A 24507-nucleotide genomic window follows, 5' to 3' on the forward strand; every position below is an offset into this window, starting at 1 on the left:
GCTCATATCAATGCGCGGCATTTTCATTTTTGGAATTTAGGAATCGTTAAATTTGCTCGGCAATCTGTTTTGCCATTGCCTTATCACATCCCATCACCACTAAAGCTTGCGTTAACATAGAGCGCTTCTTGCCAGTATTTGAATTGGTAATTACCCAATATGGCGTTTGACCAATTTGCTTCGGTTTAGTGCTGGCATTTGACGCTAATAATGTTGCTTCATCTTTGGCAAAATAAACACGATCGCGACCGCTAATTGATAACACAGCATCAAAACTTGAAGGCATCACGTGATAGCTTTGCTCAAGTAGAAACAGGAAACGACCTACTGCAGCTTTGTGCTCACTAATATCAGTTAACGCTAATAGTGAAGAAAAATCACCAGAGACACTGCTTGCTTCCATTGTCTTCGCAGGCTCACTTTGCTCAGGTACACTTGCCGTCACTTTTGCGGCAGCTTTTACCTGTGCAGGATCTTTTAATGGGCCATCTACGACAATTTCACCTACTGCAGGTAAACCAAGCAAACGACGGAGGATGCTAGACGCATCTTCGCCAATAGACTCTGTTTGGCTTGCAATGTAACGGTATAGGTCGTTTTCTACCTCGATGGATTTCATTTTAACCCCTTATAAATCAAAATAATTTCTTCAAAATCGCAGGATGATTTTTATAACAGTCCTGCGATTATACATAACGAGCGACAAAGCTCCATTACTTTTGAAAATTGCTTATTTTGAGACTATTTTGACACGCGGCGATAATCGCGATATTGCGGCATCCAGAAGTTTTTCTCGATTTTAGCGCGCAGCATATCGTCATCGATAGCTAATGCATGACCTTGTTCAATAGCGACTTTAGCCACGTCAAATGCCATCTGTTTACTGATGTTGGCAATTTCAGTGAGTGGCGGTAATAAACTGCCCTCACCTGATTGCACCATCGGTGATACCTTGGCTAAACACAGACTAGTTGCCATTAGCATTTCATCCGTTACGCGTTTTGCACCACAGGCAATAACGCCAAGGCCTAAACCAGGGAAGATATAGCTATTGTTACATTGCGGAATTTCATAAGTATCACCATTGTATTCAAATGGTGCAAACGGACTACCAGTGGCAACAATCGCCTTACCATCAGTCCATTCAATAACTTGCATCGGCGTCGCTTCAACTTGCTTCGAAGGATTACTCAACGGAAAAATAATCGGACGCTGACAGTGCTCAGCCATTGTTTTAATAACCGCGTGGGTAAATAAGCCCGGCTGGCCAGATACACCAATGAGAATCGTCGGTTTAGCATGTTGCATCACTTCGAGTAAGCTTGGGTAATCACCAGTAATTTGCCAATCGTTAGTCATCGCTGGGTTAACTGCTAAACGCTCTTGGAAATCACGTAAATCAGCCATGCCTTGAGTAACAAGACCAAAGCGATCTACCATTAATACGCGTTTACGGGCTTCTTCATCGCTAATGCCTTCGGCGACCATTTGCATAATAATAGCTTCGGCAATACCACAACCCGCCGAGCCAGCGCCTAAGAAACTTACAGTTTGCTGTGATAGCTTCTCGCCTTTGGCTTTACACGCAGCAAGGAGTGAACCAACAGTAACCGCTGCAGTGCCTTGAATATCATCGTTAAAACAACAAAGTTCATCGCGGTAACGCTCAAGTAATGGCATCGCTTTTGGCTGCGCAAAATCTTCAAATTGCAGTAATACTTTTGGCCAGCGACGTTTAACCGCTTGAATAAACATATCAACAAACTCGAAATATTCTTCATCATTGATACGCGGCTTTTTAACACCCATGTACATTGGGTTGTCGATTAGTGATTGGTTGTTAGTACCAACATCCAGCATTACTGGCAATGTATAAGCAGGGCTAATACCACCACACGCGGTGTAGAGCGATAACTTACCAATTGGAATACCCATGCCGCCCATACCTTGGTCGCCAAGACCCAAGATTCGCTCACCGTCAGTGACTACGATAACTTTTACGTTCGGCTTGATAGCATTGCGCAAAATATCATCCATGTCGTGGCGTTGATCGTAAGAAATAAATAAGCCACGCGCACAGCGATAGATATCAGAGAATTTTTCACAAGCTTCACCAACTGTCGGCGTGTAGATAATTGGCATCATTTCTTCTAGATGCTCTTGAATCAGCGCATAGTAAAGCGTTTCGTTCATATCTTGAATGCGGCGCAAGTAAACGTGTTTATCAAGACTGTTGTTAAATGAGCTAAATTGACCGTAGGCACGCTCAACTTGCTCTTCGATAGTTTCAATCAGTGGTGGCAGTAATCCACTTAAATTGAATGCTTCGCGCTCTTTTTCACTAAACGCACTGCCTTTATTTAGCAATGAAGTATCAAGTAGAGCATGTCCCGAATATGGAATATAAAGCGGGGATTTTTTGGCGGTTGGCATAATGGTGTAAACCTTATTATTGTAATTTTTTATCACTCAAAACAATGCAAGTTACTGCGATCATTTCGGCTGTTTTAACTATGGTAACAAGACTAAGACTTTAGTCCATATTTTAGGCGTAAAATGTTGAACTAATTCAACGTTTGCCGTTTAAATCAGCGATATTTTCGCCTGTGGTAACGCATATAGAATTAAACATGCGTTTAAATTCAGATGTAAAGCAGTTAAATTTGCTTTTGCTAACCTGCAACGTCAAAATAGCGCCAAATATTTTTTGACGATGTTTAACAATGACAATTAACGATAAACGTATTGGTGAAGGCGAAGCTGTTGTATTGATCCACGGCTTATTTGGTAACCTTGATAATTTAGGTCGCTTGGCTCGCCACCTCAGCGAAGACTATGAAGTCATCAGTCTCGATTTACCTAACCACGGGCTCTCTAGCCATGTTGCATCATTCGACTATCCTGTATTGGCAACAATGATTGCAGCGCACATTGAATCACTCAATATCGCGCCTTGTCATTTTGTCGGTCATTCAATGGGTGGAAAAGTTGCTATGCAATTGGCATTAGATTATCCGCATCTCATCAAATCATTGGTTGTCGCTGATATTGCACCAGTGACTTACACACATCGCCACACTCATATTTTTGATGCCCTTAATGCCATCGACCTAGCCTCTTTAACCAATAGAGCACAAGCAACGAAAGTTGTAACAGAACACGGCATCGACGCAGGCACAGCGCAGTTCTTACTTAAAAATCTTGCCAAAGGAGATGAGGGATTTTTCTGGCGTTGTAACATCGATAATTTAGCCAATAATTATGAGCGTATTATTAGTGGCTTAACCGACGAAAGCGGTGATGCGTGCTTTAATGGCGCTACCTTATTTATTAAAGGTGAAAATTCAGATTACATTACCAGTGATCATCGCCCAGCTATTATGCAGTATTTCCCAACGGCGCAAGCGAAAATTATTCAAGGCACAGGCCATTGGTTACACGCTGAAAAACCTGCGAGTTTTAACAAAATCGTCAGTGACTTTATTGCTAAAAACAGTGACGCGAATAGCGTTTAAACAAGAGTATTAAAAGTCTTCAAATATAGTGATGTAAGCCATAGCAGTGACAAAATGATTGTGCTATATTGCGCGTCACTATTTTCATGGTCAAGTTAGACAAGCGATGACACCTCAACAATATCAACAATTTGAAGCCCTAGGCTTAAACCTCATGTTTGCCCTAATCTTCTTCCTAATTGGTATGGCAATTCACGATGTTCTAAAGAAAGGAGAAGTTCCTTTCGCTGGAAAATTAGTTGTTTGGGGCGTTCTGACCTTCGGCTGTCTCGGTTTTATTGCCAAGGGTATTATTCAAGCATTTTGGAATACTCAGGGCCTAGGTTAGTTTAGTCTTTAGTGAGCGACTAGTAACTAGCTGTTTGTAGTAAGAAATAATAATTAAGTTATGGCAAAAGCATCTAACGATAGAACAACCATTGATCTTTTTGCTAACGAAAAAAGTCGTGGACGTCCTAAAACCAATCCCTTATCTCGCAAAGATCAATTGCTGGTTAACAAGCGCAACCAGATCAAACGCGATAAGGCTAAAGGACTCAAGCGTGTTGAGCTTAAAGTCGATGAGCAATTGTTCGACACATTAAACGCATTGGCCCTCTCTCACAACGTGAGTCGCGGTCAATTAATAGAATCAATGTTAATGACACAAATCAACAATTTATCATCGCTGGATGATAAAATGGCATTAACAACCAACGAATTAGAAAATACATAGGAAACGTTATGGCTAGTGTAGGCATGTTTTTTGGTAGCGACACCGGTAATACTGAAGCGGTTGCTAAAATGATCCAAAAACAACTAGGTAAAAACTTAGTTGAAGTTCACGACATCGCAAAATCAACTCCAGAGCAAATTGCTGCATTTGATTTACTGCTATTAGGCATCCCAACTTGGTACTACGGTGAAGCACAATGTGACTGGGACGACTTCTTCCCTGAGCTAGAAAACATTGATTTCAACGACAAGTTAGTAGCTATCTTTGGTTGTGGTGACCAAGAAGACTACGCTGAGTACTTCCTAGACGCCATGGGTACGTTAAAAGACATTATCGAACCACGTGGTGCAATCATCGTTGGTCACACATCGACTGACGGTTACGAGTTTGAAGCATCTCAAGCACTAACTGAAGATGGCCAGTTCGTTGGTTTAGGTATCGACGAAGATCGCCAACCAGAATTAACTGAAGAACGCGTTACAGCTTGGGTTGCCCAAATCCAAGAAGAAATGTGTTTAGCAGAGCTTGCTTAAGTCATCGTCAGCTAAGGCGCAAACGCGCTAATTTAGTTCGAAATACACTAAAAACCTCGCCTAGCGAGGTTTTTTTTATCCATTAGTCCTATTACACTTTTTTGTATGCCAGCAATAGGTTATGTTGTGGCTCAAAGCTCTCTATAGATAATGGAAATAAAGTCGTGTTTCAAAAATCAAATAAACTACACAATGTCTGTTATGACATTCGCGGGCCAGTGCACGATGAAGCACAGCGCCTTGAAGAAGATGGTCACCGGATCTTAAAACTCAACATTGGTAACCCTGCCCCATTTGGTTTTGAAGCGCCTGATGAAATCGTTCGCGATGTCATTCACAACCTGCCACAGGCGCAAGGATATTGTGATTCAAAAGGATTGTTCTCAGCGAGAAAAGCGGTATTCCATCATTATCAAGAAATCATTCCCAACATCGATGTTGAAGACATTTACATTGGTAACGGCGTATCTGAATTGATTCAAATGGCCACGATGGCGCTACTAAACAATGGCGATGAAGTATTAGTCCCTGCGCCTGATTATCCACTGTGGACGGCGTCGGTGAACTTAGCCGGTGGTAAAGCTGTCCACTATCGTTGTGATGAAGAAGCTGATTGGTTTCCTGATATCGATGACATTCGCGCTAAGGTTAACAAAAATACCAAAGCCATAGTGCTTATCAACCCGAACAACCCGACCGGTGCGGTTTATTCAAAAGAAATCATCTTAGCGCTGTTGCAAGTCGCGCGTGAAAATAACCTGATGGTCTTTTCCGATGAAATCTACGACAAAATTCTATTTGATGAAGCGCAGCACATTCACACGGCGTCTTTGGCTGAAGACTTAGTCATAGTCACTTTTAACGGTTTATCAAAAGCCTACCGCATTGCAGGATTCCGCGCTGGCTGGATGGTAATTTCCGGCAACAAAGAGCTAGCAGCTGGTTACATCACTGGTCTAAACATGTTAGCGTCAATGCGTTTATGTGCCAATGTTCCCTGTCAACACGCCATTCAAACAGCGCTTGGTGGCTATCAGAGTATTAATGAGCTTATCTTGCCAGGCGGTCGTTTGTTAGAGCAGCGCGATGCATGTTACGAAATTCTCAATAATATTGATGGCGTGAGCTGTGTTAAACCCAAAGGCGCTATGTACATGTTCCCGAAACTCGATGTTAAGAAGTTTAATTTGCAAGACGATCAACAATTGGTATTTGATTTGTTGCGAAAAGAAAAAATCTTATTAGTTCACGGCACAGCGTTTAACTGGCCAGAGCCAGATCACATTCGCATTGTGACCCTACCCTATGTACAAGACCTCACCGCCGCAATGCTGCGCTTTGGTAATTTCTTAGAAAATTATCGTCAATAACAAGGAATAAGCGATGAACAAACACGATCCCGCGTTGTGGTTAACACGCAAAGGTCCAAGCCATATTGCAAGACCACCAGATCATCGCTCGCTCCACCAGCGAGATCGCGCCCGTTTATTTCACAGTGCTGCGTTTCGTCGCCTGCAAGCTAAAACTCAGGTGGTTGGCATTGGCCAAAGTGATTTTTATCGCACGCGCTTAACGCATTCACTTGAAGTTGCGCAAATTGGCTCGGGGATCATTAGTCAGCTCAAAAGCCAATATCCTGATTTTAGCCACTTTGAGTTCGACGAAACGCTTATTGAAACGCTTGGTCTTGCTCATGATATCGGCCATCCGCCTTTTGGACACGGCGGTGAAATTGCCCTTAATTATATGATGCGCGATCACGGCGGATTTGAAGGCAATGGTCAAACCTTTCGTATTTTGACCCGTCTAGAGCCTTACACCAAAGACTTTGGCATGAACCTATCACGTCGCAGTTTACTCGGCACCTTAAAATATCCGGTTACCTTTAGTGAAGTGGTTGGTGACTATCCAGATAAACCAACTGACAGCTTTAGACAACTAAAAGCGCATAATTGGTTGCCACCAAAGGCGATATTTGATGTTGATTCTAGCGCACTTGACTGGGTATTAGAGCCATTGACGGACAACGATAAAGCGCTTATTCGCATGGCTAAACACACCGAGCATAACGGCATCACTAGTATCCACAAGCGCAGCTTACACAAGTCATTTGATTGTTCGGTAATGGAGCTTGCCGATGATATCGCATACTCTGTTCATGATTTAGAAGATGCTATCGTGATGGGCACCGTCAACTACAATCTATGGATGCGCGATGTGGTGACGCCGGTAAAATCGCTAAACCCCAACGCCCTTAACTTCGACATCGATCAGCTAACCTTGTTCTTATTTAGCGATGAAGCCTATTTACGCAAAGATGCGATCGGTGAAATGGTTAATAGCTTTGTTACCGCGATAAAGATTGAACACAATCCAGCGTTTGATGAACCACTCTTAGCTTATAACGCCAAACTAAATAGTGAATATTCACAACTGTTAGAAATTCTTAAAGGTTTTGTCTTTAAGCGAGTCATTCGCAAGCCTGAATTTCAAGCGATGGAATATAAGGGCCAACAAATCGTGATGGAGTTATTTGAAGCCTTTGCATCTGATCCTTACCGTTTATTACCTGAAAACACCAAGGAGCGCTGGCGCTTAGCGCAAGACAAAAAAGACGATGTGCAAATGCGTATTATCTGTGACTATATCTCGGGCATGACAGATGAATTTGCCGGTAAGTTATATCATTCATTATTCACCCCTAAAATGTAGCTTGTGTTGATACAGTAGATTGAGATAGTATTTAGCGTACACTTGTTCGCTGAAATATATTCATGTCTCAATCTACGACTCAACAACCAACTTCTTCATTGCCTTACAGTCAGGCAGAAGAGCGTCTAAATACGCTGACACACGGTATTGGCGCTCTATTCGGCGGCTGTGCAACCATTGCCTTTATTATTGGCTATTTCGAGCACAAACAACTCTCTCAATTAGTAACAACAAGCATCTACAGCTTGAGCCTTACTGTATTAATGTTGGCATCGACGCTTTATCACGCCGCGACAAATCCTGTGAAAAAACAGGCTTATAAACTTTTTGATCACTGCGCGATTTATTTGCTTATCGCAGGCACATACACCCCATTGGTGATCCATAAAGTTCCAAGCAGCCTAGGTTATGGTGTGCTTGGTTTAGTATGGCTGTGCGCCATTATTGGCATTGGCATAAAGCTCAAGTTTGGCAGTCAATACAAAAAATTCTCTGTGATGACATATTTAGTGATGGGCTGGCTGTCATTGTTTGTTATTTATGAGCTTATTCAAGCGCTGCCAACTATGGCGTTAGCACTATTGGCGGGCGGCGGGTTAGTTTATTCGTCTGGCGTCTATTTCTATCTCAACCACAAGATTCCATATAATCACGCCATTTGGCACATTTTTGTACTATTGGCAGCAATTTGTCACTTCTTATTGATTTATCTTTATATTTAAACAGCCATTTGATGTATGATGCGCGCTGAAACATTTTGTGGCAAAAGTTCGCTGTTAATTGACATAGCCTTGCCGCAAAATAGTCAGTGTTTTCTCAAGTAAAGTAAATAGTTATGCTTCGTCGATTAATTTTCTCAAGTTGTTTAGTTCTTATGGCCTGTCACGGCTATGCGCAATCTGATGCGCCAAAAGCTCAAACAAAGAAAGACAATGTTAACGAATGCTATCAATCATTGACTCAAGCTTATACCTCGCTTGATCCGCAAAAGATGACCAATGTCTATGCCCCCAACGGCATTTACATTTCAACAGGTGGCTCGGCGCCTATCATCAGCGGCCATGAAAGTCTCAATAAGCTTTACGGCAAATACTTCTCTCGCGTTAAGAAACATAACTCATCGTTAGACTTACAATTTCGTGTTACCGATCGCATTGTTGATACTAAAACAATCCACGATGTCGGCTATTACGTAGTTACTGTTATTCCACCGCAAGAGAGTAAACAACCGCCAAAACAACACGCCGGCAAGTTCACTATCACATTCAGTAAACAAGAAGACGGCACTTGGGGCATCTGGTCGGAAGCCAATTCAAAATCGAAGATCAAAAACTACATCAAAGCTAAAAAGGTCGAAGGACTGCACTTTGATGAATACTACCCTATTGAAAACTACGTCGCTCAGCGATAATTCGCAAAGCAATGAATTCTTCGCAATGTCCATGTGGCAGTAATCAACCATACTCAGATTGCTGCCAGCCATTTCACAAAGGCCATAGCCTGCCTAAAACTGCTCAGCAATTGATGCGGAGCCGTTATTGCGCTTTTGTCATAAATGATTGTGATTATATTTATGCAACTCATAGCCCGCAGACCCGTCACACTGTATCGCTAGCAGCTATCAAAGATTGGAATCAGCAATGTGATTGGTTAGGACTGCAAATTATTGAGGGGCCTCAAGATAACCAAGTCCAAAATAACCAATTCCGAGAAAACAAAGTCGAGTTTGTCGCGTGGTATAAACAAGATAATGCGCTGCAACATCATCATGAAGTATCGCGATTTGCGACAGAATTCATCGATGATGAACTAGCGAAACGCATCACTGCCGAAACAGAAAAGTGTTGGTATTATCTAGATGCAACTTATCCCGATAGCGCAATTAAAATGCCATCTCGCAACGATAAATGTATTTGCAATAGTGGAAAGAAGTTTAAAAAGTGCTGTGGGAGCTAGCGCTCTGCGCTAAACCACAAACAAGCTAAGCGACAAATAATTGCGCTTCATAGCTTTGTTGCGCGGCTATCGCTTTATTAATGTCGACTGGAGGCTTAGGCGCACTAATAGTTCTACCTTCAAGTCTTGCTGCAATCGTCGGTGATAAGTTATCAACGATTTCGTCAGAAAAGCCCTCAACGCGATCTAAATCAAAACTCAAGGCATCTGGTTTTAAGCAGTGCTGTAAACGACCTGCGGTTAATCCTTGCTCACGAGAGATATCAGCTAAAGCGATAGAGTAATGTTGATCGGCCATCGCTCTGGTTTTTAGCGTCTGTGTTGTCGGAATTTCGAATTGCTCAGCAAGCGTAATATCACTCTTCTCATTAGTCGTCTGTTCTAACGCAAACTGGTCTTGATCACGAACATCTTGTGACAACATTGAAAGCAATAAAGCAAATTCGCTTTTATTGCCCTGCTGTACACACTCGTTAAGGCGCTGACCAAGTTGTAATTCACCAATAAGTAAATCGCCGATTTGCATTTAATTTCACCACTTTGAACACTATGTATGCTATCGGCTAAAAATATGAAAACTTTAGCGATTTTTTTGAAAAAATCCCTTTACCTCCCGCAATAAAATCTCTATTATTCGCACCACTTGATTGGAGGGGTTCCCGAGTGGCCAAAGGGAGCAGACTGTAAATCTGCCGGCTCCGCCTTCGGTGGTTCGAATCCACCTCCCTCCACCATCAAGCCTCTTCTTTTTATATCTAAATATCTTCTTAATTCATAAATCTATTTTTACAACATAAATCCGTTTAAAGTCCTATTGTTTTATCACTCAAGTCTTTATTTTTCCCTATCACTTCTTATATGATAGTGAAAATAACAATAACGCTTAAAGTTATAGGATAAGTCTTTGTCGACGTTGCAAAAAATACCTTACAACAAGTTAAAAGTACTTTTAGTCGATCCCCAGCGCCCCTTCCAAATTATGATGAAAGGGATTTTGACCAATTTCGGCGTAAAAAATGTCGATTTCGCTGAGAGTGGCGAAGCCGCTTTGCGTTCGTGTCGCGCTAAAGACTATCAATTGCTAATGGTTGAATATAACCTTGGCAACAAAAATGGTACTCAGTTATTAGAAGAGCTAAGAACGCTGCGTTTAATCAAACCAACGGCGCTCTTCGTTATTGTATCTGCCGAAACCGATCGCGCAGTGGTCTTAGGTACCATGGAAATGGCACCGGATGATTACATCATTAAACCCTTTTCCCAGCGTCTGTTAGATAGCCGATTACAAAAAGCGTGGAATAAACGCCAAGCTTTATCATCGGTGTATCAATGTCTAGATAAACACGATCTTCCCCGCGCTATCCTCGCTTGCCAAAATCTAATAAAAGAAAAAAGTCGCTACAGCGCTGTTGTGCTGCAAATGATGACTGGCTTTATGTGCGATGTCGGCCAGCATGAGGACGCAATCAAGTATCTAGAACCGCTATTAAAAGAACGAGATCTGCCATGGGCTAACCTCAATCTCGCTCGTGCTAAGTTAGGATTGGGTGAGCTAGAAGAAGCTGAAATTATTCTCAAGAAGTTAATTAAAGCGCAATCGACCAACGTTGAGGCCATCGACTTATTGGCCAAGGTGCAATTGGCCAACCAACACAACGAAGCTGCACGAACAACACTTGAGCGTAGCGTGGAACTATCGCCTTATTCGATGAAGCGCCATCAATTCATGGTTGAGGTGGCACAAGCCAATGACGATTACTCGTTAGTGAAAGACAGCTACGGTCATTTGCTTAATTTATCGCGCCGCTCAGTCCATGCAGGCACCAATCATTTGTTTAATTACACTCGCGCCATTATCGACAATGTTGCAAACAGTGAAGAACAAAAAGAAGTTTTTAAACTGCAAAATGAGTTATCGTCTACGCTCCATCGCGCCAAAGCGGAAGAAGGAAGAAACTTAAATTTCGCTTTCAGCGCCCTTGAAGGGGTGGTTCAAGCCCAGCTCCAGTCGGCAAAAGGTGAAAGCCTTGCATCAAAGAAAACATTGATGGAGGCGATTTATCAGTTTTGTGGCGAGGACGATGAATGGGACTTGCCGGATGAATTGGCACCGGATGCTTGCATTACGCTGATCAATCTTCACGATTTTGAATTGGCGTCTGAATTTGCCAAGCAACTAGACGAAAACAGTGATATCGCGGCAGAGCTCAATGCTCGCTTAAACGATGACAGCGTTACCATGGTGAAGGCTGAGTTTAGCAAAATCACTCGCCAAGGTATTGAGGCCTATAGCGCTAATGACGATCTAGAAGCACTACAGTTGTTTAAACAAGCGCTAAAATTGTCACCGGTTAATTCAGGCGCAGTGCTTAATGTGGCGCAATCGCAAATCAAATTAATGCAAGAGAAACGCAAGTACGTCAAGCTGCTTGCAGCAGAGTGTAAAGAGTCTTTCCGCGTGCTTGGCGGAATGAAACTGTCAAAATCTCACCAAAAGCGTTATGACAAGTTGCGTCATGAGTACGACGCCCTCATTAAGAAGTAGCCGAATCATATTCATCATTACTTGATGAAAATCATGGAGATAACATCATGCCTAGACATTGGGTCAACCAAGCGATCGCCAAGATTGAAGCAGACTTTCAACGCAGTGCCGACACACATCTACTGCAAGTACCAATGCCCCAATTTCCAACGATTTCCCTTTATCTCAAAGACGAATCAACGCACCCGACAGGTAGTTTAAAACACAGACTTGCACGCTCGTTATTTCTTTACGGGCTTTGTAACGGCTGGATTAAAGAGCACACGACCATTGTTGAAGCATCTTCAGGCAGCACTGCCGTGTCAGAAGCATATTTTGCAAGGCTGCTTGGTTTACCTTTTATCGCCGTGATGCCCCGCTCCACTTCTTGTGAGAAAATTAAACTTATTGAGTTTTACGGCGGACAGTGTCACTTAGTTGATGACCCAGGAAAGATTCACGAAGCGTCAATTGCATTGGCTAAAGAAACTAATGGTCATTTTATGGATCAGTTTAAATACGCTGAGCGCGCAACAGACTGGCGTGGTAACAACAATATTGCAGAAAGCGTATTTAATCAGTTGGCCAAAGAGCCTTACCCAGAGCCCGCCCACGTTGTCGTTGGCGGTGGTACGGGCGGCACCAGTGCCACCATAGGTCGCTACATTCGTTATAATCAACTAAATACTCAACTTCATGTTGTTGACCCAGAAAACTCGGTGTTTTACGACTACTATCATCAACGTGACGAACAGCTAAAAAGTGCTAAAGGCTCACGTATCGAAGGTATTGGTCGCCCCTGCGTTGAGCTGTCGTTTATTCCCGATATTATCGACTCGATGCAAAAAGTGCCTGATGCTGCATCTATCGCAAGTATGCTGTTTTTAGAAAAACTCCTTGGCAGACGCTGCGGCGGCTCAACTGGCACTAATTTTTACGGCGTGATTACGTTAATGCGCCAAATGATCGAAGAGCGCCAAAGCGGCGCGATTGTGACTTTAATTTGCGACGATGGGAATCGCTATACCAATACATACTACAGCGAGCAATGGCGCATAGATAACGGCATTGATGTAGCGCCATATCTAAAACAGATCGAGCAGTTTTGGGCAACAGGTCAATGGCAAACTACTGAATAGCTAAATACTTATGGGTTTGAATCGAGAGCCACCAATTGCGTTCGATACAGGTATCGATAGCCAATTGAGTGGCTCTTTTTTGTTGACTGATTGGCTGTAGGTAAATCTTCTTTGCAGCAACTTGCTGTGGTGTTAAACGTGCCAATAACGCATCAAGCTCTTCAATATGACGAGTCATGGCCACTGGATGTTTAATTTCATCGGCGCGAATAAGGGCGCTATCTAAAATTTCATAACCGCCTTTCATCGCAACTTTAGGCGATACAGTAACATGGGTGTTGTCACTGACCTTCACTTCAAAGGTACCTGATGTTTCAAGTTGTACTGTAAAACCATTAGCTTCTAACGCAGCGCAAAAATCACGAAGGTCATACAAGCAAGGCTCACCACCGCTAATTACCACGTGACGCGCTTTATAACCGAGTAAATGCTCAACCATTTCATCAACGGTTGTGTTACACCAACTTTCACCATCACCGCCTTTGGCAACAACCTCATTGAACGTTGTTTGATACTTTTCGTCTAGATACCAACTGTGCTTGGTATCGCACCATGCACATCCGACAGGACAACCTTGCAGCCGTACAAAAATAGATGGCGCGCCAGTGAAGGATCCTTCACCCTGAATCGACTCAAAAATTTCATTAAGTGGCAGCTGGCTCATTTTTATTTACTTCAAGGTTGGTATACTGGGCGCGTATTATACGTATAACCCCAACGGACAAGCAACAATGAAAGAAAAAGTCGTCGTTATCTACTCTGGTGGTATGGACTCTTACACCGTACTGCACAAAGCGATAGAAGAAGGCAAAGACGTGTATCCACTGACGTTTAACTACGGTCAGCGCCACAGTAAAGAAATTGAATACGCTGCAGCGGTGTGTGAAAAACTTAATGTACCTCACAAAATTGTTGATATATCAGCAATTAATCAGCTGATGGCAGGTAGCTCCCTCACTAGTAGTGACATCGAGATCCCTGAAGGTCATTACGAAGAAGAAAGCATGAAATCTACTGTAGTGCCCAATCGTAATATGGTGCTGCTGTCTATGGCAATTGCCTACGCAGTGTCTCTCGATGCGCGTGCTGTGTATTACGGCGCTCATAGTGGCGATCACGCCATCTATCCAGATTGTCGCCCCGAGTTTGTTGAGAAGATGAATGATGTATCACAAATCGCCAACTACGAACCAGTGGATATCGTATCACCGTATATCGACGTCGATAAAATCGGCATCTTAACTGACGGATTACGTATGGGATTGGACTACGGCGAAACTTGGACCTGTTACAACGGCCGCGAAAACGCCTGTGGTAAATGTGGTTCATGTGAAGAGCGTTTAGAAGCCTTTGAAAAGAATGGCGTTCAGGATCCGCTCAGCTACGAATAAGTACTCTCCGTCAGCCGAATTTCCTCGGCTGACATCGTTAAAAAGGAATTACCATGAAATCTCTCGTTTTACCATCGCTGCTGCTAATGACAGCATCAGTTACCGCTCAAGAGACCGCATTAACTATTGATCGAGCAGTAACTAAAAACCTGCAACTGTCATTTCCAAATGATAATAATATTAAACCCAAAGCCAGTGATTTTGACGTCGTCAATTATGTGCTAATGAGTAATGAAGAAGGCGAACGCTGGGCGGTAGTAACACTTCATAATACCGCTTCTGGCAGTCGTAGTTTTGAGCAAGAGCATCTGATGGCGTTATTTGCCGATGGGAGCCGTCGCTCGCCATTGGAATACAAACTCAATTTTTCTGGCGACGAAGTTCAATCGATGACACTTAACTTTGGTGAAAATAATTTTCCGATTTTAGCTATTTACGCTAGCGAAAAATAAGACTTAACAGTTAAAAATTCATTTACGATAGTAATTTAGTTTGATCGTGGAGAAAAATAAGTTCATATTATGGACAAGGAATAGGCTGTACATTTAATTAAGTCACCAAAATGAATTTTATGAAAGCATTAGCGGTTAGCCTACTAATCGCCATTAGCCCAGCAAGCCAAGCGAATCAGGACGACTATCAAACCTCCAAAATTTCGTGGTTTGAGTTCGATGCCCCGCCCTATTATATTTTCCAAGGAGTAAAAGCCAACAAAGGAACAGCGCAACTATTCCAAGCCGAAATAATGCGTCAACTTCCTCAGCACAAGCATCAAACTCAACGCGGTAACTTTATTCGCGGCCTTAAAGAAATCGAAAATAAAAATAATGTTTGCGCAACATCTTTGCTTAAAACACCAGCTTATGAAAAATTCATGCATTTTTCGGAGCCATGGTTTGAAGTACTTGCGATAGGATTAAACATTCGTTACAGCGAGTTAAATCGTTTTTTACCAGCGATTGAAAATGGCAAGATAAATTTAAAAAAGCTGTTAGCAGATACCGACATTAAGCTTGGGATCCTCAACGGGCGCCCTTACGGTCAACCAATTGACGAAACGCTAGGTGACTATCGCCATACTGATCGTATCTTTACACTAACCGGATCAACGAAAATGCACAACTTGCTGCATTTATTTATCAAACGCAAACGATTTGACGCCGTATTAGGTTACGCTGCTGAGACCCATTATTATTCAAATCAATTTGAACGCGACGCCGATGAGCTATTGTACATTCCAATCAAAGATACCCAATTAATGTACAAAGCTTACGTTGGTTGTTCTAAGTCACCAATGGGTAAATCGGTAATTGCTCAGGTTAACAAACTAATTGAAAATACCTCACCAAAAGTCTATGAGAAGCGTTATTTGAGCTTCTTAAGTCCACAAAGCCAAGAAACTTATAAGTTATTAAAACAGCAACTGGCAATGAATAATTAGCTTAATTCGACGTAGAAATTTGCAATCAAAAAAGGCGCTCAATGAGCGCCTTTTAACTATCAGAAATACCGCTTTAGATGCGAATTACTGACCTTTAACTTCTGATAAACCGTTGTAAGGTGCGTTGCTACCTAAAGCTTCTTCGATACGTAGCAGCTGGTTGTATTTAGCAATACGGTCACTACGACTTAGTGAACCTGTTTTGATTTGACCAGCAGCAGTACCAACGGCTAAATCAGCGATGAACGCATCTTCAGTCTCGCCAGAGCGGTGAGAGATAACTACCGTGAAGCCAGCGTCTTTCGCCATCTTAATCGCTTCTAGTGTCTCAGTTAAGCTACCGATTTGGTTGTACTTAATTAAGATAGAGTTACCGATCGAGTTTTCGATACCGCGCGCTAAGATCTTAGTGTTAGTTACGAATAAATCGTCACCTACTAGCTGAACTTTATCGCCAAGTTTCGCCGTTAAGCTTGCCCAGCCGTCCCAGTCACTCTCGTCTAGACCGTCTTCGATAGATACGATTGGGTATTGCTCAGTTAAGTCTTTTAGGTAATCACCGAAACCGTCAGCGTCGAATACTTTATCGTCGCCTTTTAGGTTGTATTTGCCGTCTTCGTAAAACTCAGAAGCAGCACAGTCTAGCGCTAATGTAATGTCTTTACCTAACTCGTAACCAGCGTTTGCAACAGCTTCTTTGATTACTGCTAGTGCTTCCGCATTTGAACCTAAGTTAGGCGCGAAACCACCTTCATCACCAACTGCCGTGTTGTAACCTTTACCAGAAAGTACTTTCTTAAGGCTGTGGAATACTTCAGCGCCCATGCGTAGACCTTCAGTGAAAGTAGCAGCACCAACAGGTTGAACCATGAATTCTTGAATATCAACGTTATTGTCAGCGTGCTCACCACCATTGATGATGTTCATCATTGGTAACGGCATTGAGTATTGACCCGCTGTGCCGTTTAGCTCACTGATGTGTTGGTAAAGAGGAATGCGTTTGTCGCTAGCTGCTGCGCGAGCCGCTGCTAGAGAAACTGCCAAGATAGCGTTAGCACCAAAGTTTGCTTTGTTTTCTGTGCCGTCTAGGTCAATCATTACTTTATCTAGGTTAGCTTGATCAGCAGCGTCTAAACCAAGTAGCGCTTCTTGAATTGGACCATTTACCGCAGCAACGGCTTTAAGTACGCCTTTACCTAGGTAACGGCTCTTGTCGCCATCGCGAAGCTCTAATGCTTCACGTGAACCTGTAGATGCACCTGAAGGCGCACAACACATACCCATAGCGCCAGATTCTAGGTGAACCTCAGCTTCAACAGTTGGGTTACCACGTGAATCCATGATTTCACGACCAATGACTTTAACTATTTTTGACATTTTCCATTCTCTTTAAAGATATAAAAATAAAGTGTTTTTTGTTGCCTTTATTAGAGGCGAAAGTCCGTTGAAATACAAGCTGAAAAAGTTACTTTACACCTTTCATTAATTGTCATTTCTCCGGCTTAAATTCCAAAGAAAAAGCCGCTCAAACGGCGGCTTTTACAAATTGCTTAGGCGTCAGCTTTTGGCTGCATAGACGCAGCAACGAAACCTTCAAACAACGGATGACCGTCGCGAGGTGTCGACGTAAACTCAGGGTGGAACTGACCTGCAACGAACCAGCGGTGATCTTTGATCTCAATAATTTCCACCAGCTTCTTATCTTGCGACAAACCAGTGAATGATAGACCAGCGCCTTTCAGTTGCTCAACGTAATTGTTGTTCACTTCATAACGATGACGATGACGCTCCATACAAGTTGTTGAGTTATATAACTCGGCAACTTTCGAGCCTTCTTCTAAATGCGACAATTGAGCGCCTACGCGCATAGTGCCACCAAGATCAGAGCTTTCAGAACGCTGTTCAACATTGCCCGCTTCATCTAACCATTCGGTAATCAAACCAACCACAGGATGGGCAGTTTCGGCGTCGAACTCTGTTGAGTGTGCGTTTTCAAGACCAGCCACATTACGTGCATATTCAATCAGTGCTACTTGCATACCTAAACAGATACCAAAATACGGTACATCGTTTTCACGAGCGTATTTCGCCGCTAAGATTTTACCTTCGACACCGCGCTCACCAAAACCACCTGGTACTAAAATGCCGTCCATTTCGTCAAGCATGCTGGTGCCTTTAGACTCGATGTCTTGTGAATCAACGTAAACAATGTTCACGTTCACGCCATTTTTAAGGCCAGCGTGTTTTAATGCTTCGTTAACTGATTTGTAAGCATCTGGCAGCTGAGTGTATTTACCAACCATCGCGATGTTCACCATACCAGTGGCATTGGCTTCTTCGTATACAACTTGTTCCCACTCTTTTAGATCTGCTTCAGGACACTCTAAACCGAAACGCTCAGCAACATAGGCGTCTAAGCCTTGTGCTTTAAGTAGTGCAGGGATTTTGTAAATGCTGTCCATATCAGGCAGTGAGATAACAGCTTTTTCGTCTACATTAGTAAATAGAGAAATCTTCGCGCGCTCACCTGCTGGAATTTGAACTTCAGAACGACAAACTAGAATATCAGGCTGAACACCAATTGAGCGTAGCTCTTTTACAGAATGCTGTGTTGGTTTTGTTTTAACTTCACCAGACGCTTTAAGGTACGGAACTAGCGTTAAGTGCATGAACATCGCGTGATCGCGACCCACTTCAACACCTAGCTGACGAATAGCTTCGATAAATGGTTGCGACTCAATATCACCCACAGTACCGCCAAGCTCAACAATCGCAATGTCAGCGCCTTTAGCACCTGCAATAATGCGATCTTTCATCGCGTTAGTGATATGAGGAATAACTTGAATAGTCGCGCCTAAGTAATCACCACGACGCTCTTTGCGTAATACTTCTTCGTATACACGGCCGGTAGTAAAGTTGTTGCGCTTGGTCATCTTGGTGCGAATGAAACGCTCGTAGTGACCTAAATCTAAATCAGTTTCAGCACCATCTTCAGTCACGAATACTTCACCGTGCTGAATTGGGCTCATTGTGCCTGGGTCAACATTGATATAAGGGTCTAGTTTCATCATTGTTACTTTTAGACCGCGTGCTTCTAAAATGGCTGCCAGTGAAGCTGCCGCAATGCCTTTACCAAGCGAAGATACTACCCCACCCGTCACAAAAATATATTTCGTTGTCATGCTGAACCTGAATTAATGGAATTGAAATTTTAACAACGCCAAAGGCTTACCTTATTTGAAAAATAACGTAAGAAAAACCAAGCTGGGGTTGTTAACTGGACGGGACGGTAGTCTATCAAAATAAGCATTACGTCACAATTTAAATCTGCCCTTGAGGCGCAAATTTTTTAGTGAGCTTTATTTTGCTTAGGATTACTAATGGCTTTTAATTTGGCGCGCTGTTTTGCATATTGCCAACCCGCTTCCATTTGTTCATCACTAGCCGCTTCCATAGTTAAACCAATTGATGTGATATACGCCTCGACATCACTATAACGACCTTCAAATTTATCCGTGGCCGCTTTAAGTAGTTCATTAGGGCAAGCTCCTTGATGCCGCACCACATTAATCACAGCAAATAACAAATCGCCGAGCTCTTCATTAATCTTGTCCGGCTCATGCACGCATTTGGCTAACTCTTGCTCTACCTCATCGACTTCTTCCCGCACCTTTTCTAACGCGCCGTGCCAGCTAGGCCAATCAAAACCAGCTTGAGCCACTTTCTTTTGAATGGCTAATGCACGAAGTAACTCATTGATGTCAATAGTCGAGTTTTGTTTATCACTCATTGATTTATTGTCGAGATTAGTTAATCTATGGGCTGATTTTACCCAATTAATCAAAGCCTCGACAACGATTTAAGTACTATTTAAAACGGATTAATAAAATTAAAAGAAGAAAATCGCATGAAAACAACAATCAAAAAACACATGCTCACTACCAGCCTGCTATGCAGTGCATTACTAGCAGCACCGACATTCGCTAAAGACAATGGAAAAAGCCTTAGCCCTGGCGAAATTGTAAAACAAGCGCCAGCAAACCACTGGCAAGAAATCGATCCAAATAACACCCTTTATATCGAATTAGAAAGCGGACGTGTAATAGTTGAGCTTAACCCACTTTTAGCACCAAACCATAGCGAACAGTTTCGTAAACTCGCCAAGGAAGACTTTTATAAAGGATTGAATTTTTACCGCTTTGTCGAAAACTTTGTTGCCCAAGGTGGCGATATGCTAGAAAAGCGCAAAGTGAAAAAGGCTCAAGCCACTATAAAATCCGAGCGAATTCATCAGGCCAGTAAAGCGCTTGATGTTACTTACCTCGTATCAGGTGATGGTTACGCAAAAGACGTTGGTTTTATTAATGGCTTTGCCATTGGCGCTGATAAAGCCAGTAATCAATATTGGCAAACGCATTGTCCCGGTGCTTTTGCCATGGCGCGTAGTAACGATCCCCACAGCGGCGGCACCGAATTTTATATTGTCATCGGCCAAGCCCCGCGCTATCTCGATAAAAACTTAACTGTTTTTGGTCAAGTACGCAAAGGCATTGAACACATCAATACGCTAAAACGTCGCCCAGTCACCGACACCAAAACAGGCCAGCTTGATAACCCAATAAAAACCATCACGCTTGCGAGCGAGCTACCCGCTGATAAGCGTACACCGTTACTAAAAATGGATACCGCTTCGCAAAGCTTTAAGGACTTAATCGCATCACGCATGAACCGCCCCAATGAATTTTTCATCGAGCGCCCGAATTATGTAGATATTTGTGGTGTGACTGTGCCGGTGAAAGAAAAGTAATGAAATTGATAAAACCAAACGATAAAGGATTGTGTCATCCTTTGTCGCTTGGTTGTGTGTCGGAATTCATCAAAATCTCTGTTCTAGATACAAGCTTCAGTTTGCATTTTTAAACAATAAACGTCTTCAGCTCTGTAAATAGGGCTACCATCGTAAGGATGAGCATACAATGTGTCGTCAAACTCTTCATCGTTAGTTTCTGCTATCAATTTATCGATACGATGCCTTAACAAAGCGTATTTCACATCCAAATCCATAGTCGTCCCTAAGTTGGCAGTATATTCAAGCTCCGCTTTATTAATCGTACTGAATCCATGAAGGTTTCTAACATTTTTTAATAGACTTACCCAATAGTTTTCTGTTGGGTTCGAATGCCAAAACTCTCTTGTTTCTTCTGCAAAAGCGGCATATTCCTTTTTACTTATACCTGCTGGCACCATCCGGTCACTGTAAACCTGATAAATCCTATTAAGTGTTTCATTTTGTTTGTACATAAAATGAGTACTGTAATTTGTTAGGGGGGAGGAATTTACTGGTTCACCAACGTAATACTCCAAGTTTTTAACGTGATCCTCAAAGCTGCGTCGATAATGGTGATTTTGATTTAACTCACTTGCATTTAGAAAAGAAAATAAGGCCCTAACTTTCGGCAATTCTTGATGTTCATGAACTGCGAGATACTTGATTAGGGGCAAATAGATTTCATGGATATTATCCTCACTTCGCCTTCGCCATAGAATGAATTGACTTTGTGTAATAATCTTTCTGTCAAGCTTCACTAGCATGGCTAATTTGTAATGAGCATCCTGTACTTTTCCCTCCATGAAATCATAAAGAATTTCATAACCAATTAACCGATTGAGAACGCGTAAGGGCTCAGACTCTATATTGACAAAAGTTGAAATTGGCGTGTAAAAATTTGTTCTTTCAGCCATATCTAGGTAGTCAAATGTCAGATATTGTAACTGTCTTAGCTGATAGGTAAATTTTTTATGTACGGTCTGATAAAACTCCATACAGCGTTCGACATCTAACGAGCAAATCCACTTTTTATCAACGTAGTTATCTAGTTCATCAATCCTTGGCCAATCGATAATATGGAATCTAAGCATGGGTGCTTTTTCTGCATCATTTACCAATTCAAGCACAGCCTTATCTCGCTCTTCCACTCCCTCAGCCGTCATCGCCATCAAATCAGGCAATACACTTTGTTGCATATCAAGTTGCGGTAAGGGGTTGTCTAACCAGACTTTTACAGCGGGGTTTAATGGTTCATCTCGAAGGGCAAAGTGACCGCCAATAGCGATAATCAACGCCGAACCAATACCTAAATATACTAATTTCAACTAAAACTCCCTTTTACTAAATATGTGCTTCAACCTTTGCGCTCCATACAAACTATAATGGTTGGCTATAGTGAGATTTCTTGCAACTTTATTAATTGCGCATATCCACCAACCAACACTTTTGTAATGTTTTGTTCATTAGATTCAATTGATGCGGTTATGCGTGAAGTGCAGCCCATAGCTCTGCCCTGCTCGAATACAAAATCGCCGGCGCGATTATTGTGAATGTGCTTCGTTAAGTAACAGGCTAATGCACCGCTAGCACTACCGGTTGCCGATTCTTCAGCAATACCAAATAACGGTGCGAAGTTGCGACAATTCGCGGTGACTTCACCTGATTGTTGTGGCAATTCGAAAGCATGAATACCAACCACGTTGTGTTGTCTACAAAACTCTCTGGTTAAGGATTCATTGAGTACTAATTTATCTAGCGTACCATTTGGCACGGCGACGATAATATCCGGCAATCCGGTAGATATAATCTCGATGGATAATTGTGTTGATTCCAGCCGTGCTGCATCCACACCGATTAATGGTGCCACTGATTGATAGCTTAGTTCACCAAGATACTGTGGCAGCGCCTGCTCCATAGTTATTTTACCATCCACTGCGATGGTCACAGCTAATAAGCCAGCTTTGGTCCGTTGGGTATATTGTCCCGCTTGCACTATGCCTTCATTGTATAAAGTAGCAAATGCGGCTAAGGTTGCATGACCACAAAAGTCTACTTCGTCTGTCATCGTGAAAAAGGATACGGCAAAGTCAACCTCCTCATCTTGCGAAACAAAAGCGGTTTCAGAAAAACCGACGATTTTTGCAATAGCTAACTTTTCATCATTTGACAGGTTATCAGCATTTAACACCACACCAGCGGGATTGCCACCAGCACCATTTTTGGTAAATGAATTAACTAAATGGGCTGTAATATTTCTCATTATTGTTTTATCTCTTGCGCGTCGTTCATAGGTAATTACTCGTAATCTGCGAGGCTCAGTCCTTCTTTCTCACAAACTCGAATCACAGACTCACGTTTTGCTAATCGCTTTAGATAACGCGCTAAATTGTCAAATGCCAGTGGTGGCTGTTTAAACTCATCTGCCCATACCGCTAACATAAACAAGAAGAAATCACAGGCAGTCACTGAGTCACCAACCAAGTAGTCTCTGTCGGTCAATTCTTTATCAAGCAGTGCAAACATCTCAGTGATTCGAACTTCTTGCGCATCAACGATACTCTTTTTATCCCCTTCTGCCGATGTGTGCCTATCAGGATAAAAATAGATCATCAATTCCGCTTGAATGGTATTAGTAAGATACATCAGCCACTGGAAAAATAACGCTCTGTCAGGCGAACCGATTGCGGGAATTAGATTGGCAGTTTGGTTACTTTCCGCCAAATGAATACAAATAGCAGGGCTTTCAAAAATAGCAGCGCCATTATCAACTAACGTTGGAATTCTCCCTACAGGGTTTAAGGCTAAGTACTCTTTTGACTTTTGCGCATTTTCTTTGCGATCAACTTTTATCAATTCGAATTCGACGTTTAATTCTTCAAGGATAAAATGCGGTGCCATACTGGCGTTAAGGGGGTAGTAATAGAGTTGATACAAGGTGCAGTCCTTTTATTTCACACGCTTTAAAAAACTGACACATAATGCCGAAGTTTAGCCTAAATATCCACCAAAGGAAGCTCTCCTAAACTACTCGAAAATAATGAAATACGTCATACACCACAAAGCGATGTGATGTATAACATAAGAAACGAAAAAGAAGTGATTTAAGGTGAGATTACAACGAACTAAACGCCACCTTCACCGCCAGACCAATCAATATCACACCCATTAACCAATCAAAGTAATGGCCCATGGTTAAGAATTTATTGCGTACTTTCTCTTTACTGAGCACCAAAGACACGAAACAAAACCAAGTCATTGTAGCGAGTGATAAGTAAATCGCATAAGTACCAAGCCATAAGTTTGGTGTTTCGTGGGACACGATTACTGAGAAAATCGACAGAAAAAACAACGTTGCTTTAGGGTTAAGTACGTTGGTGATAAAACCTAAGCGAAATGCTGCTGCGCCAGTTTGAATATCTTCCCGCTCTTTTTGATTAAACTGCTCCGGCGCGCTCGGTTTTACGCGCAATGATTTATAACCAATATAGGCTAGATAAGCGGCACAGGCGTACTTGAGAATATCGAATAACAGCGGTGAGTTTTTAATAAGAATCCCAATACCGACTGCGCTGTAGCCAACGTGAACTAAGATTGCGCTGCCGATGCCAATACTGGTGATAATGGCATTGCGTTTACCGTAGCGAATACTTTGTTTAACCACAATGGCCAAGTCAGGGCCTGGGCTGGCAACGGCAAAAAAGTGGGCGGCAGCCAGAATGAAAAACTGGCTGAAAAATACTGCATCAAACATAA

Annotated in this window: 26 protein-coding genes and 1 tRNA gene; 16 read left to right on the plus strand and 11 right to left on the minus strand. The window is 42.4% G+C overall.

Annotated features, from left to right (window positions below):
* Window positions 1–46 precede the first annotated feature (46 nt).
* Both seqA and MHM98_RS11290 read right to left on the minus strand, forming a co-directional pair.
* Window positions 47–619: a replication initiation negative regulator SeqA gene (gene seqA, locus MHM98_RS11285; protein WP_239439375.1), complete on the minus strand. Its 573-nt coding sequence runs from the start codon at window positions 617–619 to the stop codon at window positions 47–49.
* A gap of 122 nt (window positions 620–741) precedes the next feature.
* Window positions 742–2433, minus strand: a complete 1692-nt coding sequence (locus MHM98_RS11290) for an NAD-dependent malic enzyme (protein ID WP_275441530.1) — start codon at window positions 2431–2433, stop codon at window positions 742–744.
* Between the two features lie 290 nt (window positions 2434–2723).
* On the opposite strand from MHM98_RS11290, the gene MHM98_RS11295 reads away from it, so the two are divergent.
* From MHM98_RS11295 to MHM98_RS11335, 9 genes are all read left to right on the plus strand, one after another.
* Complete coding sequence (locus tag MHM98_RS11295) at window positions 2724–3515, plus strand: alpha/beta fold hydrolase (RefSeq protein WP_239439376.1); 792 nt, start codon at window positions 2724–2726, stop codon at window positions 3513–3515.
* A 106-nt stretch (window positions 3516–3621) separates the two neighbouring features.
* Window positions 3622–3843 (plus strand): DUF2788 domain-containing protein, encoded by a 222-nt coding sequence (locus MHM98_RS11300; RefSeq protein ID WP_239439377.1) that lies wholly within the window; start codon window positions 3622–3624, stop codon window positions 3841–3843.
* 60 nt (window positions 3844–3903) lie between these two features.
* Window positions 3904–4230: a LexA regulated protein gene (gene ybfE, locus MHM98_RS11305; RefSeq protein ID WP_239439378.1), complete on the plus strand. Its 327-nt coding sequence runs from the start codon at window positions 3904–3906 to the stop codon at window positions 4228–4230.
* A gap of 8 nt (window positions 4231–4238) precedes the next feature.
* Window positions 4239–4763, plus strand: a complete 525-nt coding sequence (fldA, locus tag MHM98_RS11310) for a flavodoxin FldA (RefSeq protein ID WP_239439379.1) — start codon at window positions 4239–4241, stop codon at window positions 4761–4763.
* Window positions 4764–4927: 164 nt separating this feature from the next.
* Window positions 4928–6133 (plus strand): pyridoxal phosphate-dependent aminotransferase, encoded by a 1206-nt coding sequence (locus tag MHM98_RS11315; protein WP_239439380.1) that lies wholly within the window; start codon window positions 4928–4930, stop codon window positions 6131–6133.
* Window positions 6134–6146: 13 nt separating this feature from the next.
* Entirely contained in the window at window positions 6147–7475 is a 1329-nt protein-coding gene (locus MHM98_RS11320) for an anti-phage deoxyguanosine triphosphatase (RefSeq protein WP_239439381.1), read from the plus strand.
* Window positions 7476–7537: 62 nt separating this feature from the next.
* Window positions 7538–8197 carry a hemolysin III family protein gene (locus MHM98_RS11325; protein ID WP_239439382.1) on the plus strand — a complete coding sequence of 220 codons (660 nt, stop codon included), beginning with the start codon at window positions 7538–7540 and terminating at the stop codon, window positions 8195–8197.
* A gap of 113 nt (window positions 8198–8310) precedes the next feature.
* On the plus strand, window positions 8311–8886 hold the full coding sequence (locus MHM98_RS11330; RefSeq protein WP_239439383.1) for a nuclear transport factor 2 family protein: 576 nt from the start codon (window positions 8311–8313) through the stop codon (window positions 8884–8886).
* A gap of 11 nt (window positions 8887–8897) precedes the next feature.
* Window positions 8898–9431, plus strand: coding sequence for a YchJ family protein (locus MHM98_RS11335; RefSeq protein WP_239439384.1), 534 nt, complete (start codon window positions 8898–8900; stop codon window positions 9429–9431).
* Between the two features lie 25 nt (window positions 9432–9456).
* On the opposite strand, the gene MHM98_RS11340 is transcribed toward MHM98_RS11335, so the two are convergent.
* Entirely contained in the window at window positions 9457–9957 is a 501-nt protein-coding gene (locus tag MHM98_RS11340) for a VC2046/SO_2500 family protein (RefSeq protein ID WP_239439385.1), read from the minus strand.
* Between the two features lie 123 nt (window positions 9958–10080).
* Between MHM98_RS11340 and MHM98_RS11345 the strand changes: the two genes are divergently transcribed.
* The 3 genes from MHM98_RS11345 (at window position 10081) to MHM98_RS11355 (ending at window position 13094) form a co-directional block, all read left to right on the plus strand.
* Window positions 10081–10165: transfer RNA gene (locus MHM98_RS11345), tRNA-Tyr, on the plus strand.
* A 170-nt stretch (window positions 10166–10335) separates the two neighbouring features.
* A complete protein-coding gene (locus MHM98_RS11350) occupies window positions 10336–11976 on the plus strand; it encodes a response regulator (RefSeq protein WP_239439386.1) in 1641 nt (546 codons plus the stop codon).
* A 47-nt stretch (window positions 11977–12023) separates the two neighbouring features.
* Window positions 12024–13094, plus strand: coding sequence for a PLP-dependent cysteine synthase family protein (locus MHM98_RS11355; protein ID WP_275441531.1), 1071 nt, complete (start codon window positions 12024–12026; stop codon window positions 13092–13094).
* On the opposite strand, the gene queE is transcribed toward MHM98_RS11355, so the two are convergent.
* Window positions 13084–13758 carry a 7-carboxy-7-deazaguanine synthase QueE gene (gene queE / locus MHM98_RS11360; protein ID WP_239439387.1) on the minus strand — a complete coding sequence of 225 codons (675 nt, stop codon included), beginning with the start codon at window positions 13756–13758 and terminating at the stop codon, window positions 13084–13086. The genes MHM98_RS11355 and queE overlap by 11 nt on opposite strands.
* A 67-nt stretch (window positions 13759–13825) precedes the next feature.
* On the opposite strand from queE, the gene queC reads away from it, so the two are divergent.
* The 3 genes from queC (at window position 13826) to MHM98_RS11375 (ending at window position 15926) form a co-directional block, all read left to right on the plus strand.
* Window positions 13826–14485: a 7-cyano-7-deazaguanine synthase QueC gene (gene queC / locus MHM98_RS11365; RefSeq protein WP_239439388.1), complete on the plus strand. Its 660-nt coding sequence runs from the start codon at window positions 13826–13828 to the stop codon at window positions 14483–14485.
* 53 nt (window positions 14486–14538) lie between these two features.
* Window positions 14539–14937 carry a hypothetical protein gene (locus MHM98_RS11370; RefSeq protein WP_239439389.1) on the plus strand — a complete coding sequence of 133 codons (399 nt, stop codon included), beginning with the start codon at window positions 14539–14541 and terminating at the stop codon, window positions 14935–14937.
* Window positions 14938–15047: 110 nt separating this feature from the next.
* Window positions 15048–15926, plus strand: coding sequence for a TIGR02285 family protein (locus MHM98_RS11375; RefSeq protein ID WP_239439390.1), 879 nt, complete (start codon window positions 15048–15050; stop codon window positions 15924–15926).
* Window positions 15927–16010: 84 nt separating this feature from the next.
* On the opposite strand, the gene eno is transcribed toward MHM98_RS11375, so the two are convergent.
* From eno to MHM98_RS11390, 3 genes are all read right to left on the minus strand, one after another.
* Window positions 16011–17303, minus strand: a complete 1293-nt coding sequence (eno, locus tag MHM98_RS11380) for a phosphopyruvate hydratase (protein WP_239439391.1) — start codon at window positions 17301–17303, stop codon at window positions 16011–16013.
* Between the two features lie 173 nt (window positions 17304–17476).
* Window positions 17477–19108 carry a CTP synthase gene (locus tag MHM98_RS11385; RefSeq protein WP_239439392.1) on the minus strand — a complete coding sequence of 544 codons (1632 nt, stop codon included), beginning with the start codon at window positions 19106–19108 and terminating at the stop codon, window positions 17477–17479.
* Window positions 19109–19275: 167 nt separating this feature from the next.
* Window positions 19276–19716 (minus strand): MazG nucleotide pyrophosphohydrolase domain-containing protein, encoded by a 441-nt coding sequence (locus MHM98_RS11390; protein ID WP_239439393.1) that lies wholly within the window; start codon window positions 19714–19716, stop codon window positions 19276–19278.
* Between the two features lie 117 nt (window positions 19717–19833).
* Here MHM98_RS11390 and MHM98_RS11395 point away from each other — a divergent pair, with 117 nt between their 5' ends.
* On the plus strand, window positions 19834–20733 hold the full coding sequence (locus MHM98_RS11395; RefSeq protein ID WP_239439394.1) for a peptidylprolyl isomerase: 900 nt from the start codon (window positions 19834–19836) through the stop codon (window positions 20731–20733).
* An 83-nt stretch (window positions 20734–20816) separates the two neighbouring features.
* Here the strand turns inward: MHM98_RS11395 and MHM98_RS11400 are convergent, their stop codons facing one another.
* From MHM98_RS11400 to MHM98_RS11415, 4 genes are all read right to left on the minus strand, one after another.
* Window positions 20817–22079 carry a hypothetical protein gene (locus MHM98_RS11400; protein ID WP_239439395.1) on the minus strand — a complete coding sequence of 421 codons (1263 nt, stop codon included), beginning with the start codon at window positions 22077–22079 and terminating at the stop codon, window positions 20817–20819.
* A 65-nt stretch (window positions 22080–22144) separates the two neighbouring features.
* Window positions 22145–23014, minus strand: coding sequence for a PhzF family phenazine biosynthesis protein (locus MHM98_RS11405; protein ID WP_239439396.1), 870 nt, complete (start codon window positions 23012–23014; stop codon window positions 22145–22147).
* Between the two features lie 35 nt (window positions 23015–23049).
* Complete coding sequence (locus MHM98_RS11410; RefSeq protein ID WP_239439397.1) at window positions 23050–23688, minus strand: glutathione S-transferase family protein; 639 nt, start codon at window positions 23686–23688, stop codon at window positions 23050–23052.
* A gap of 178 nt (window positions 23689–23866) precedes the next feature.
* On the minus strand, window positions 23867–24505 hold the full coding sequence (locus MHM98_RS11415) for a LysE family translocator (RefSeq protein WP_239439398.1): 639 nt from the start codon (window positions 24503–24505) through the stop codon (window positions 23867–23869).
* Window positions 24506–24507: the final 2 nt, after the last annotated feature.

This window comes from Psychrobium sp. MM17-31, from assembly GCF_022347785.1.
Taxonomy (GTDB): Bacteria; Pseudomonadota; Gammaproteobacteria; order Enterobacterales; family Psychrobiaceae; genus Psychrobium.